The sequence below is a fragment of the Bordetella muralis genome (assembly GCF_965139205.1).
In the GTDB taxonomy this organism is placed as follows: domain Bacteria; phylum Pseudomonadota; class Gammaproteobacteria; order Burkholderiales; family Burkholderiaceae_B; genus Bordetella_A; species Bordetella_A muralis.
The window spans coordinates 1-12,528 of sequence record NZ_CBCSIU010000045.1; the positions used below are offsets into that span (position 1 = coordinate 1).

11 protein-coding genes are annotated in these 12,528 nt (G+C 58.5%); 5 read left to right on the forward strand and 6 right to left on the reverse strand.

What is annotated here, in order from left to right; translation table 11 throughout:
• Positions 1-81: 81 nt before the first annotated feature.
• Entirely contained in the window at positions 82-696 is a 615-nt protein-coding gene (locus tag ACNA0I_RS26380) for an SCO family protein (RefSeq protein WP_415808989.1), read from the forward strand.
• A 5-nt stretch (positions 697-701) separates the two neighbouring features.
• Here ACNA0I_RS26380 and ACNA0I_RS26385 read toward each other — a convergent pair whose 3' ends face one another.
• Complete coding sequence (locus tag ACNA0I_RS26385) at positions 702-1,175, reverse strand: Lrp/AsnC family transcriptional regulator (protein ID WP_415808990.1); 474 nt, start codon at positions 1,173-1,175, stop codon at positions 702-704.
• Positions 1,176-1,291: 116 nt separating this feature from the next.
• Between ACNA0I_RS26385 and ACNA0I_RS26390 the strand changes: the two genes are divergently transcribed.
• Both ACNA0I_RS26390 and ACNA0I_RS26395 read left to right on the forward strand, forming a co-directional pair.
• Complete coding sequence (locus ACNA0I_RS26390; RefSeq protein ID WP_415808991.1) at positions 1,292-2,782, forward strand: aminotransferase class V-fold PLP-dependent enzyme; 1,491 nt, start codon at positions 1,292-1,294, stop codon at positions 2,780-2,782.
• Positions 2,783-2,892: 110 nt separating this feature from the next.
• Positions 2,893-3,144 (forward strand): GlsB/YeaQ/YmgE family stress response membrane protein, encoded by a 252-nt coding sequence (locus ACNA0I_RS26395; RefSeq protein ID WP_415808992.1) that lies wholly within the window; start codon positions 2,893-2,895, stop codon positions 3,142-3,144.
• Between the two features lie 146 nt (positions 3,145-3,290).
• Here ACNA0I_RS26395 and adeC read toward each other — a convergent pair whose 3' ends face one another.
• From adeC to ACNA0I_RS26410, 3 genes are read right to left on the reverse strand one after another with little or no spacing between them, the layout of a single operon-like run.
• Positions 3,291-4,793 carry an AdeC/AdeK/OprM family multidrug efflux complex outer membrane factor gene (adeC, locus tag ACNA0I_RS26400; RefSeq protein ID WP_415808997.1) on the reverse strand — a complete coding sequence of 501 codons (1,503 nt, stop codon included), beginning with the start codon at positions 4,791-4,793 and terminating at the stop codon, positions 3,291-3,293.
• Between the two features lie 11 nt (positions 4,794-4,804).
• A complete protein-coding gene (locus ACNA0I_RS26405; RefSeq protein ID WP_415808993.1) occupies positions 4,805-7,975 on the reverse strand; it encodes an efflux RND transporter permease subunit in 3,171 nt (1,056 codons plus the stop codon).
• 13 nt (positions 7,976-7,988) lie between these two features.
• A complete protein-coding gene (locus ACNA0I_RS26410) occupies positions 7,989-9,155 on the reverse strand; it encodes an efflux RND transporter periplasmic adaptor subunit (protein WP_415808998.1) in 1,167 nt (388 codons plus the stop codon).
• 236 nt (positions 9,156-9,391) lie between these two features.
• On the opposite strand from ACNA0I_RS26410, the gene ACNA0I_RS26415 reads away from it, so the two are divergent.
• On the forward strand, positions 9,392-10,321 hold the full coding sequence (locus ACNA0I_RS26415; protein ID WP_415808994.1) for a LysR family transcriptional regulator: 930 nt from the start codon (positions 9,392-9,394) through the stop codon (positions 10,319-10,321).
• 81 nt (positions 10,322-10,402) lie between these two features.
• Here ACNA0I_RS26415 and ACNA0I_RS26420 read toward each other — a convergent pair whose 3' ends face one another.
• Positions 10,403-11,134 (reverse strand): pseudouridine synthase, encoded by a 732-nt coding sequence (locus tag ACNA0I_RS26420; RefSeq protein WP_415808995.1) that lies wholly within the window; start codon positions 11,132-11,134, stop codon positions 10,403-10,405.
• 126 nt (positions 11,135-11,260) lie between these two features.
• On the opposite strand from ACNA0I_RS26420, the gene ACNA0I_RS26425 reads away from it, so the two are divergent.
• Positions 11,261-11,827 carry a chorismate--pyruvate lyase family protein gene (locus ACNA0I_RS26425; protein WP_415808996.1) on the forward strand — a complete coding sequence of 189 codons (567 nt, stop codon included), beginning with the start codon at positions 11,261-11,263 and terminating at the stop codon, positions 11,825-11,827.
• 112 nt (positions 11,828-11,939) lie between these two features.
• Here ACNA0I_RS26425 and ACNA0I_RS26430 read toward each other — a convergent pair whose 3' ends face one another.
• Positions 11,940-12,476, reverse strand: coding sequence for a YaeQ family protein (locus tag ACNA0I_RS26430; RefSeq protein ID WP_415808999.1), 537 nt, complete (start codon positions 12,474-12,476; stop codon positions 11,940-11,942).
• Positions 12,477-12,528: the final 52 nt, after the last annotated feature.

Below are 12,528 nucleotides of genomic sequence, written 5' to 3' on the forward strand. Positions count from 1 at the left end.
GCCAAAAACGCCCCACCCCAAGTCCCTCAGCTAGAATCAAGCCATCAACGTGCCCTCCGCATTCAGCGTTAACGACACCACATGCCTGCCATTCTCACCCGCCACCTCTGGCGCGCCCTGCTGTTAGCCACCTGCACCCTGCTCGCCGCCTGCGGAGATCGAGCCGTCAACTGGACCCTCTACGACGTCAAAGGCCACCTGCCAGACCTGCAATTTCAATTGCCCGGTGCAGGCGGAAAAACCGTCTCCAGCGAAAACCTGAAAGGCAAAACCGTCATGCTGTTTTTCGGCTATGCCAGTTGCCCCGACATCTGTCCCACCACCATGGCGCAACTCACCGCCGTCCTGGAACAACTCGGTGACGACGCCCAAAACGTACGCATCCTGTTCGTCAGCGTCGACCCCCACCGCGACACCCCCGACAAACTCCAGGCCTACGTCGATGCCTTCAACAACCAGGCCATCGGCGTCACCGGCACCGAAAAACAAATCGCCGATCTCGCCCGCCGTTATCGCGTCGCCTACCAAATCGAAAAACCGCGCCCGGGCGACTCCGCCGAAATCTATGACGTCAGGCACAGCCGCGGCGTCTATATATTCGACAACACGGGCAAAGCCCGTCTGCTGGCCTCGGACACCGAGAGCACCGCTGACATCGTCAAGGACATGCGCCAATTAGTCGAACTGACACGCTGAAGCGCTCAACCCTCCATTGACCGCAAATCCAGCGGCCGGTTATCGATAATGGCCTCCATACTGAAAAATCCCGTCACCGTCGCCAACTCGAACCCCGTAATCAACCGCTGGTAAAAACGGTCGTACCCCGCCATCCCCCGGCAGACCACCTTGATCAAATAGTCCCAATCGCCCCCGATGCGGTAGAACTCAGTCACCTCGGGCAACTGGTCCACGTGCTGACGAAACGCATCCGCCCAATCCTTGGAATGGCGGCTCGTCCGTATCATCACGAACACCGTCAGGTCGAAGCCCAATTCGACCACATTCACCTCGGCGCGCGTCCCGCGAATAATCCCGCAACTATGCAAACGCTGCAGCCGCCGCCAGCACGCGTTTTGCGACAAACCCACGCGATCCGCCAGCTCGCGCTGCGACAGCGCGCCGTCTTTTTGCAGGCAAGAGACGATAGCCATATCAAACTTATCTATTTTTTCCATAAATCAGATCATACGACCCAAATTCAATGAATTTTCGGAAAATTTAGGTGATGTTTCAAATTTCCTTCCATCGTATGATATTTGGACACTTCGGCATGACCACAAAGACGGCATAGATGGATACCCACACAGTCGCAACACCCGCCACGCTGGGCCTGTTGCAGCAGTTTCAAGCAGACCTCGACACAGGCGACGTCATCGCCTCCCTGGCTGACGGACTCATCGGCCAGGACGCAATCGTCCAAGGCCCCTATGGCCCCAAACCGCTGATTTACGCCGACTATGTCGCTTCGGGCCGGGCACTCATGCAAGTCGAGCGCTTCGTGCTGGAAAAAGTCCTCCCCTATTACGCCAACTCGCACACCGAAGCCTCGTATTGCGGCGGGTTCATCACCCGCCTGCGCCGCGAAGCACGCGCTGCGATCGCGCGGTGCTGCGGTGCCACGGCCGAACACGCCGTGATCTTCGCCGGATCGGGCGCCACAGCGGGGATCAATCGACTCGTCCATTTGTTCGGCGTAGACGCAGCCCTCAAGGCCGGCAAAAAAGTCCGCGTCATCATCGGCCCCTACGAACATCACTCGAATATTTTGCCCTGGCGTGAATGCGGCGCCGACATCGTCGTGCTCGCCGAAAGCCCCCACGGCGGCCCCGACTTGAACGACTTGGACGCCGCCCTGAAAACCGACGACGATACCTTGGTCATCTGCGCGCTATCGGCCGCCTCGAACGTGACCGGCATCGTCGCCGACGTCCCCGCCATCACGCGCCAGGTAAAAAAGGCCGGCGCAAAAATGCTGTGGGACTATGCCGGCGGCGCACCGTACCTGCCCGTGCAACTGTCGCCCGCCAGCGATGCGCCCATCGACGCGATCGTCTTTTCACCGCATAAATTTCTCGGTGGCCCCGGCGCCTCGGGCGTCCTGATCGTACGGCGCGACGCGGTCCTGAACACCACCCCGACATGGCCGGGCGGCGGTACCGTCAAATTCGTATCGCCGCTCAGCCACGACTACAGCGACAGCCTCGAATCCCGCGAAGAAGCCGGCACGCCCAATGTCATCGGCGACATACGTGCCGCGCTCGCAGTCCTGGTCAAAGAAGCCATTGGCGCCCCGTTCATGCAACAACGCCAGGCCGCCTTGGTACAGCGTGCGCTGGCAAAATGGCAAGGCGTGCCGCAAATCGAACTGCTCGGCTCTCTGACCGCCGAACGCCTGCCGATTTTCTCGTTCCGCGTACGTAATGGCCAAGGCGGTTTTGTCCACCAGCAATTGATCACCCGCATGCTGAGCGATCGATTCGGAATCCAGGCCCGCGGCGGATGCGCCTGCGCCGGGCCCTACGTGCATGAACTGCTCGACATCAGCGCCGACGAGTCGGCCCGCATGCGCCTAGCCATTCTCGATGGCCGCGAAATCGAAAAACCTGGCTTCACCAGACTCAATCTCAGCGTCCTGCTGTCGGATGCCAAGGTAGATTTCATTTTGGCATCGGTATTGGCGCTGGCAACAGACGCCACGCAATTCGAACACCAGTATGGGTTCGACCCGAGCCGTGCGATTTTCACACCCTTGAACACCGTTGCGAATGCCACACAGATGTGACAACTGATCAGTGTTGTTGTACAAACACCCTGAATACGAGTTGTTACACTGCGATCGTCCGCGGTGAGTATCATCAGAGCGTTTACCCATCGCCTAACAGGAGTGTGCGAATGAGCATTATCATCATGATCATCGTTGGCTTTGTCGTGGGTCTGATCGCCCGCGCCATCATGCCTGGAGATCAGTCCATGGGAATCATCTTTACGACGATTCTCGGGATTGTGGGTTCTGTCATTGCCGGCTTTCTGGGCCAGTCGATGGGTTGGTATGCCCCGGGTGAACCCGCGGGCTGGATTGGTTCCGTAGTTGGCGCCATCATTGTCCTGTTCGTGGTTGGCCTGATCGCTAAAAAGCGCGGCTGAGATCGTTGAGGCGCATGCATCACCGCGCCTCGCCATCCCACGATCAACACATTTGCTTCTCGTCCATCCTCTCTTGACGTGCGTGACAGCAAAAAAATGGGCGGCTCTTGATCAAGAGCCGCCCATTTCTTTTCCACCGCTGATGCTTATTTAACCGCTGGCGTAGCGCCACCTTGTACAGCATCTGCCGCGCTGGCATCCTGCGCCGCAGCCACCGTTTTCTCGGTCCAACCGCCGCCCAGCACCTGATACAGCGTGACCAGATTAGACAGCCTGGACAAGCGCGTTTCCACCAACACCTGTTGTGCGGCATACAACGAGCGCTGCGAATCCAGGACGCTCAGATAGTCATCCACGCCCTGGTCGAAACGCTGCCTGGACAAATCATAGGCACGCTGATATGCCGCCACGAGTTGTTGCTGCGCCACGATCTGCGTCTGATAAGTACCCTGGCCTGCCAAAGCATCGGCCACCTCGCGGAAAGCCGTCTGAATGGCTTGCTCGTAGGTCGCGATCTGAATGTTTTTACGCACCTTTGCGACATCCAACCCTGCCCACAGCGAACCGCCGGCAAAAATCGGCATCGTGATCGACGGCGCGAAACTCCACGCCCCCGACCCCGCGTCAAACAAGCCTCCCAGGCTGGCACTGGCCGTACCGGCGCTGCCCGTCAAGCTGATGGTCGGGAAAAACGCAGCGCGCGCGGCGCCGATATAGGCATTGGCGCCCTTGAGCTGATGCTCCGCTGCCCGAATATCAGGACGGCGCACCAACAAATCCGACGGCAATCCGGCCGGCAAGGACTCGGGCACGATGCCGTCGGGCAACGTCTTGGCCTGATCCAACTGAGCCACCACATCATCCGGCAAAGGCTGCCCCACCAACAACACTAATGCGTTGCGAGCCTGCGCCACCAGTCGCGTATATGTCGACAGATCACGCTGCGCCGTACGCAGTGACACCTCGGCCTGACTCAGATCCAGCTCCGTTGCCACACCCGCGTCATAGCTCTGTTTTGTCAGCTGGTACGAATCCTGTTGCGAGGTCAGCGTCGACTGCGTCAGGCTCAGCAGTTCCTGGTCCGCTCGCAACGTCAGATACGCCGTCGCCGTTTCGGAAATCAACGACAACTGCGTGGCAATACGCGTTTCGTCCAGCGCCAGGTAGGCTTCCAAAGCCTGGTCACTTAAGCTGCGGATGCGGCCAAACAGATCCAGCTCCCACGCCGATACCGCGCCGCCAACTTGATACGAGCGGCTGATGCTGCGGCTGCCTGTACTGCTCAGATCCGCGGGCAAGCGCTGTACCGAGCCCTCGCCTGCGACTCCCACGCTAGGCAGCAGATCTGCGCGCTGGATACGATACTGCGCGCGGGCTTCCTCGACATTCAATGCCGCGACACGTAAATCACGATTGGCCGTCAGCGCCATCGAGATCAGGTTCTGCAGCAGCGGATCCGAATAGAAATCACGCCAGCCGATATCGGCCACCGGCGCTTGCGCCGCGGCTCCTTGCGACTGACCCGACTGCGTATACGCGTCGCCCGTCGGATAGGCGGGGCTCACCGGCGCCTCGGGACGTTCGTAGGTCGGAGCCAGCGAGCAGCCAGTCAGCACAGCCGACAACGCAACAACATAGAGTTTATTCATAGGAAACGGAATCACGACTGCTCTCCCAACTTAGCGTCGAGAGCCTCTTCTTCAGCTTTGCGTTCGCTCACGCGTTTGACGCGGAATAGACGCAACATCAATACAAAGAACGTCGGCACAAAGAAGATCACCAGCACCGTACCGGTCACCACGCCACCGATAACACCAGTACCCACGGCATTCTGACCACCCGAGCCAGCCCCGGAGGAAATAGCCAACGGAACGACACCGAGCGAGAAGGCAAGCGAGGTCATGATGATAGGACGTAGACGTTGACGCGCGGCGTGTACCGCAGATTCGATAAGACTGGCCCCCTGTTCGAAGTGCTCTTTCGCAAACTCCACGATCAGAATTCCATTCTTCGCTGTCAAGCCCACCGTGGTCAGCAGTGCCACCTGGAAGTACACGTCATTGGACATACCACGTAGCAGTGTCGCAAGCAATGCGCCGATCACACCCAACGGCACTGCCAACAATACCGAAGTCGGAATACTCCAACTTTCGTACAACGCGGCCAGACACAGGAACACCACGATGAGGGAAATGGCGTACAACGCTGGAGCCTGGGAACCAGATGATTGCTCCTCGTAGGACATCCCCGTCCATTCCAAGCCCACGCCCGTGGGCAACTGACTCACCAGCCGCTGCATCTCGGCCATCGCATCACCAGTACTGTAGCCTGGCGCATTCTGCCCCAGGATTTCAAATGCCTCCACGCCGTTATAGCGAGTCAACATCTGAGGCCCGTAGGTCCACTCGGCGGAAGCGAACGCCGAGAACGGCACCATGTTTCCACTGTCATTTCGCACATACCAGGAGTTGAGGTCTTCGGGCGTCATGCGCGATTCCGGTTGCCCCTGGATGTACACACGCTTCACACGACCACGGTCAATGAAGTCATTGACGTACGACGACCCCCAGGCAGCCGACAAGGTAGTGTGAATCTCTGCAATGGAAACCCCGAGCGCATTCGCTTTCTGACGATCGATTTCGAGTTTGTACTGTGGCGCGTCTTCAGTGCTGTTCGGACGCACGCCCGCTAATATTGGGCTTTTAGCCGCCTCGCCCAATAGTTGATTGCGCGCCTGCAACAACGCCGCATGGCCCACACCGGCTCGATCAACCAGCATCATGTCAAACCCGGTGGCATTACCCAGCTCGATGACCGGCGGCGGCGCAAATGCCATGACGACGGCATCAAGGAATACCGGATCGGACGCGAACTTGGCGTTGGCCCGCTTCATCAGCTCGGCGACCTTTTGTTCAGCGCCGGGACGCTGAGCCCAGTCACGCAGCTTCACAAAGACAAGGCCAGCATTCTGTCCACGGCCGCCAAAACTGAGACCGTTGACGGCAAAGGTAGATTCAACGCTATCCTTTTCATCGTTTCGGAAATAGCCTGCCGCTGCATCAATGACGTGCTGAGTACGTTCGGCCGTAGCGCCTACCGGAGTCTGTATCTGCACAAACATGACGCCTTGATCCTCATCGGGCAGGAACGACGACGGCACCTGGGTAAACAGCCACCCCATAGCAGCCACCAGCACGGCATAAATGAGCAGCATCCGCTTACCACGATTGAGACTGCGGGCTACCGTGTTGGAATACCCGTGGCTGGACCGTTCAAAATTGCGATTGAACCAGCCGAAAAATCCCTTCTTGGTGCCGTGATGTCCCTTGGGAATGGGTTTGAGGAGCGTCGCGCATAGGGCCGGCGTAAATACGATAGCAACCAGCACCGAAAACGCCATGGAGGCAACGATCGTGATCGAGAACTGGCGATAAATCACGCCCGTGGACCCACCGAAGAACGCCATGGGCACAAACACTGCCGACAGAACCAGCGCGATACCGACCAGCGCGCCAGTGATCTGATCCATGGACTTACGCGTAGCCTGCTTGGGCGATAAGCCCTCCTCCTGCATGATCCGCTCCACGTTTTCCACCACCACGATGGCATCGTCGACCAGCAGACCGATGGCCAGCACCATACCGAACATCGTCAGCATGTTGATAGAAAAGCCCGCCAGAGACAGCACACCGAAAGTCGCGAGCAACACGACCGGCACTGCCAGCGTAGGGATCAGCGTCGCCCGGATGTTCTGCAAGAAGAGATACATCACCAGGAACACCAGGACGATGGCCTCGATCAGCGTATGGATGACAGTTTCGATCGAGATGGAGACGAACGGCGTGGTGTCATAGGGATACACCACTTCCATCCCTGGAGGGAAGTACTGCTTCAGGCTGTCGACCGTGGCCCGCACGTTTTCCGCGGTGTCCAGCGCATTAGCCCCCGAGGCCAGACGGATAGCCAGGCCTGCAGCGGGATAGCCGTTGTATTGGCTGTCAATAGCAAAGTTCTGGGCTCCCAGTTCGACCCTGGCGACGTCCTTGAGCCGCACACGCGAGCCATCGGGATTGACCTTGAGCAGAATGTCGCCGAACTCCTCGGCCGTCTGTAGACGGCTGGGACCAATAATGGTGGCATTGAGTTGATTGCCCTTGACAGCAGGCAGCCCCCCCAACTCACCCACAGAGAGCTGCACGTTCTGCGCCTCGATAGCGGCCGAGACGTCGCTGGCTACCAAGCCGAAGTTAACCAGCTTCGCAGGATCCATCCAAATACGCATGGCGTACTGCGAGCCAAACAACTGAAAGTCACCGACACCCTCGGTGCGGCTGACCGGGTCTTGCACATAGGTAGCAACATAGTCGGACAAGTCGGCCTTGTTCATGGAACCGTCGGTCGACACGAAGCCCAGCACCATCATAAAGTTAGAGGTGCCTTTAGTAACGCGTATCCCCTGCTGCTGCACTTCCAGTGGCAACAACGGCTGAGCCAGCGACAACTTATTCTGGACTTGAACCTGTGCCGTATCGGGATTGGTACCCTGCCGGAACGTCACGGTGATTTCCATGCTGCCGTCGGAGTTAGCCTGCGACTTCATGTACATCAGGTTGTCGATACCGTTCATCTGCTGCTCGATGACCTGCACGACAGTATCCTGCACGGTTTTCGCCGACGCCCCAGGATAGGTCACCGAAATGCGCACCGCGGGCGGCGCGATATTGGGATATTGCGATACCGGCAGGCTGAAGATGGACAACGCCCCCGCCAGCATCAAGACAATGGCGATGACCCAGGCAAAAACCGGCCTATCGATGAAAAATTTGGCCATGCGCTAGGCTCCCTTACTTCGTTTGTGCGGCTTGCGACGCACCGGCGGCGGTCGGCTGCCATTCGGTCGGCACCACCTCGACGCCCGGCCTGGCTTTCTGGATGCCTTCGACGATGATCTTGTCGCCGGCCTTCAGCCCCTCGGTCACCAGCCACTGATCGCCCACGGTACGGTCCGTTTTCAGCATGCGTAGCTCGACCTTGTTTTCTGCATTGACCACCAGAGCGGTCGGCTGACCACGCTGATTTCGCGTGATGCCACGCTGCGGCGCCAATAAACCTTGTGGCGCCGTACCTTCGAGAATGCGCGCCCGCACGAACATACCGGGCAGCAATTTATGATCGGGATTGGGGAATACGGCACGCAGCGTCACCGAATCGGTACTCTCGTCGACCGTGATCTCGGAGAACTCCAAGGTGCCCTCAACGCCATAGTTCTGACCGTTAGCCAGCTCCAACGACACACGCGCCGAGTCCTTGCTCGTATCGCGTTGCAGCGACCCGCTCTCGATCGCGTTACGCAGACGCAGCAGCTCTACGCTGGATTGGGTAACGTCCACATAGATGGGATCGATCTGCTGTACCGTCGCCAGTGCTTCAGTCTGATTCGCTGTGACCAGAGCGCCCTCGGTGAACGAAGAGCGCCCGATAATGCCTTCGATGGGCGATAGCACCTTGGTGTAGACCAGGTTGATGCGAGCGGTGTCCAAAGCGGCTTTGGCGGACTGCACATCGGCAGCGGCCTGGTCGCGCGCCGCGATCGCGTCATCGTAAGTCTGGCGGCTGACGGCACGCGTTTCGGCCAAAGGCTTGTAGCGTTGAACGAGCAAATTGGCCGTCTTGAGTTGGGCCTGAGCGCGCGCTAAAGCGGCTTGCTGGCTCTCCAGGCTGGCTTGGTATAACGCGGGATCGATCTGATAGAGCTGTTGGTCGGCCTTGACCTCACCGCCCTCGGTAAAGAGGCGTTTCTTGATGATACCGTTGACCTGTGGGCGCACTTCGGCCACTCTGTAAGCCGAGGTGCGGCCGGGTAGTTCGGTCGTCAGTACCACTGGGCGCGTCGCCAAAGTAACGACGCTGACTGGTGGCTTGCCGCCAGCTGGCGCCTCTGCAGTTTTGCTGCACGCCGCCAATGCCAGCGCGGTCGCTGCGAGAGTCAAAACAGCGGCGCTACGCCGCATTCCGTTGTAGTTCATACGATCCTTTCCGAGCTATAACGTGCCGTATCACCCCTAGCGGCGTGGTACTTGCAGCCCTAAATCTCTGATTCACGATTCGAATCGCGCAGACATCCTATGTTGCACTGCGCAATCCGCCATTTTGCTTTATCCCAATTCAGAAACAAAGTGGGTAAAAGCGAAAACATCATCCCAAATATGGAATAATCCTTTATCGAACTCTCCTGGATGGCCTAGCCATGAAACGCCTACAAGGCATGGAACTGTTTGTCGAAGTGGCCAAAACGTGCAATTTCGGTCGGGCGGCGAATAATCTGGGCATCCCAAAGTCGACCCTATCGCGCCAGGTCGCCGAACTGGAACGTTCGTTGGGATTGCAGTTGCTCAGTCGCACCACCCGTAAAGTGGAGCTGACCGAAGCCGGTAAGCTGTACTTTGTACGCTGCCAACGTATCGTCGCCGAAGCCCAAGTCGCCCACGAAGAACTGCAAAAGTTGGTGGAAACGCCCTCGGGGCCCTTGCGAGTGAATATGCCAGCCGATTTTGGCACGGACTTCCTTGCAGAAGCCTTTCTGGAATTTTCTCGACACTATCCTGAGGTCACCTTTTATCTAGATCTCGCCAATCCCGATCATGCCGGCCTAGTGTTTCAGACCTGCGATATTTCCATCGAGATCGGCGCCCTGCCCGACTCCACTCAGATCGCCCGCCTGCTAGGACGGCTAACGGCCTATCTATACGCGTCACCCGAGTACCTGCAACGTCATGGCACACCGCAACATCCCAGCGACCTGACTCGCCATGAATGCATAGAGTTCCGAGCCGACAACAGCCGCGTCACACGATGGCCCCTGTCACGAGGCGACGAACACATCGAGATCACCCCCAGCAATCGCTTTTCGGTCAACAGTATGGCAATGGTGCGCAGCCTGGCGTCATTAGGCTCCGGCATTGCCATCTTGAGCCCTGCGCAAAGCGTATTGCAGGACGTCGCAGAGCAGCGTCTGCAACGTGTCTTGCCCGATTGGCAGGCGGGGCCGTTTCCGGTCTATGCCGTCACCGACACGCGACTGCTGCCCGCCAAAACTCGGATTTTCATTGAGTTTCTGATGGAACGGCTACGCGACGGTAAGTTCGTAGCGAAGAATAGCGCGGACTTATTAATTTAAATTAAGGCGTGAAATGGGCTGAAACAGCTATGCAGCACCGAAGCACCGACTATGGGTAACCGTCTGCTGTGCAACTAGCGATTAGAAACGCTCATCATCTCGCAAATAACGCCACTGCCCTTGCGGCAGATTTCCCAATCTGATTCGACCGATACGCACGCGTTTCAGTCCCACGACGCGCAAGCCCACGAGTTCGCACATGCGGCGGATCTGGCGTTTTTTGCCCTCGCGCAAGATAAAACAAAGTTGATCGTCGTTTTGCCAGCGGACCTGCGCGGGACGCAGTGCCTTGCCGTCAAGCGACAGGCCATGATTCAACAATGCCAGGCCTCGCTCGTCCAGACGGCCCTGCACGCGTACGAGATATTCCTTGTCTACGTCGGAGTCCTCGCCAATGAGTTGACGGGCGATGCGGCCGTCCTGAGTCAGTACGAGCAAGCCCTGTGAATCGATATCCAGCCGGCCTGCGACAGCGAGCCCCTGCAGATGGGCTCGGGAAAAGCGCAGCGGCGAGCGATCATTGGCGTCGCGGGAACGGGCATCGATCAAGGCGACGGCGGGCGTATAGCCTTTTTCGGCCTGGCCCGACACATAGCCGACGGGTTTATTGATCAGGATGGTGACGCGAGATGTCTGTTGCGCCTGGGCGGCGCGTTCCAGCGTGATGACCTGATCGGGATAAGCTTTGGCGCCGAGCTCGGATACGACGACGCCGTCGACTTTGACCCAACCGCGCTCGATATAACTATCGGCCTCGCGCCGCGAGCATAGGCCGCGCTCGGACATCAGCTTTGAGATTCGTACTTTTTCCATATGCCTTGGTGGTCTGCTACGCGACGGGTGATGTGGTCGCCTAGCGAAGGGGCTATTTTAGGCTGAAGGAGGTTGAGCTGCTCTGGATCTCATATATTGCCGGCGGGAGTTGGCATAATAGTGGCTATGACAGTCTTTCTTCCTCTCGCCGCTGGTTGGCAGCCTACGGTCGCGCCTTCGTTGACTCCTGCTCATAAATTCTGGCTGATGCGTCCTGGCGCGTTAACGGCCGGATTGCGGCAGTTGGGCAAAATGGAACTTCGCGTATTGAACGAATATGCCGAAGGGGTCCCGCTGGATGAAGCTCGGGGAATGGGTCTTGAGGTGGCGCGTCCTGTGTGGGTACGGGAGATCCTCATGTCCGTGGACGGTGTGGACAGCGTGGTGGCGCGCAGTCTGACGCCGTTGGCGGCCTCACATGGCGTGTGGCAAGGAATACGCCGGCTGCGCACGCGGCCGTTGGCGGACATGCTTTATCACGATCGTACGATTCAACGTTCGCCCTTTGTCTGCCGCAAACTGGCCTCGCCTGTACCGTTTTATGCGACAGCGCGGGGGGTGCGGGCCGATGGGGACAACGGTGCACTCTGGGCGCGGCGTTCGGTATTTTGGCGATATGGGCAGCCGCTGTTGGTCGCGGAATGCTTTTTGCCGGGCTTTTGGCGAATCGTGGAACAACGTTCGGCTACGTAGCGATTCAGCAGATTGACGTGCGGCCCAACCAGTCGGTCAGGCAGGCGCAGCGCTGCAGATCAGCATTCCGTACGGACCGCGGCAAACCACCCCGTGCCACAAAAAAAACGATCTAACGCCAGACTTCGGGCTCGATGGTCATCTGCCCTTTGTCTGCGGACACAAAGGCAGTACCGTCCTGTATGTTGACGTGCACGTCCATCGTGCGCTCGGCCAATTCGCCGAGTTCACGGGTATGCCCGGCCGGCAAATGTACGACGCGCAAATTGCGGGCTCGTTCCAGCTTGTTGCGTACGCCGTCCCACCAGACGGAGCTGGCATGGCCGCCGTAGCAATAGACAATCACTTGTTCGGCGCGGCCACAGGCCTTGAGAATGCGCCGCTCGTCGGGTTGACCGACTTCGATCCACAAATCGATTGCGCCGGTCAGGTCTTTCAACCACACATCGGGCTCGTCGGTGTCGCTCAAGCCTTTGGTAAACGCCAGACCCTCCTGCGCGTGCAGGGCAAAAGCCAGCAAACGCACCATCATGCGTTCGTCCGTTTCCGAGGGATGACGTGCGATCGTCAGCGAATGACTGCCGTAGTAGTGGCGGTCGGAGTCGGCGATGTGCAGGTCGGCTTTGTAAATCGTTGCGCGCAGGGCCATGGAGGTGTTGGGAGGCTGGGGCGGGTTTTGAGAAAGGGGGTAATCATACTCG

Bases quoted from the DNA above. Each gene is read 5' to 3' on its own strand.
- ACNA0I_RS26380 (WP_415808989.1), top strand. From the start codon at position 82: ATGCCTGCCATTCTCACCCGCCACCTCTGGCGCGCCCTGCTGTTAGCC.
- ACNA0I_RS26385 (WP_415808990.1), bottom strand. From the start codon at position 1,175: ATGGAAAAAATAGATAAGTTTGATATGGCTATCGTCTCTTGCCTGCAA.
- ACNA0I_RS26390 (WP_415808991.1), top strand. From the start codon at position 1,292: ATGGATACCCACACAGTCGCAACACCCGCCACGCTGGGCCTGTTGCAG.
- ACNA0I_RS26395 (WP_415808992.1), top strand. From the start codon at position 2,893: ATGAGCATTATCATCATGATCATCGTTGGCTTTGTCGTGGGTCTGATC.
- adeC (WP_415808997.1), bottom strand. From the start codon at position 4,793: ATGAATAAACTCTATGTTGTTGCGTTGTCGGCTGTGCTGACTGGCTGC.
- ACNA0I_RS26405 (WP_415808993.1), bottom strand. From the start codon at position 7,975: ATGGCCAAATTTTTCATCGATAGGCCGGTTTTTGCCTGGGTCATCGCC.
- ACNA0I_RS26410 (WP_415808998.1), bottom strand. From the start codon at position 9,155: ATGCGGCGTAGCGCCGCTGTTTTGACTCTCGCAGCGACCGCGCTGGCA.
- ACNA0I_RS26415 (WP_415808994.1), top strand. From the start codon at position 9,392: ATGAAACGCCTACAAGGCATGGAACTGTTTGTCGAAGTGGCCAAAACG.
- ACNA0I_RS26420 (WP_415808995.1), bottom strand. From the start codon at position 11,134: ATGGAAAAAGTACGAATCTCAAAGCTGATGTCCGAGCGCGGCCTATGC.
- ACNA0I_RS26425 (WP_415808996.1), top strand. From the start codon at position 11,261: ATGACAGTCTTTCTTCCTCTCGCCGCTGGTTGGCAGCCTACGGTCGCG.
- ACNA0I_RS26430 (WP_415808999.1), bottom strand. From the start codon at position 12,476: ATGGCCCTGCGCGCAACGATTTACAAAGCCGACCTGCACATCGCCGAC.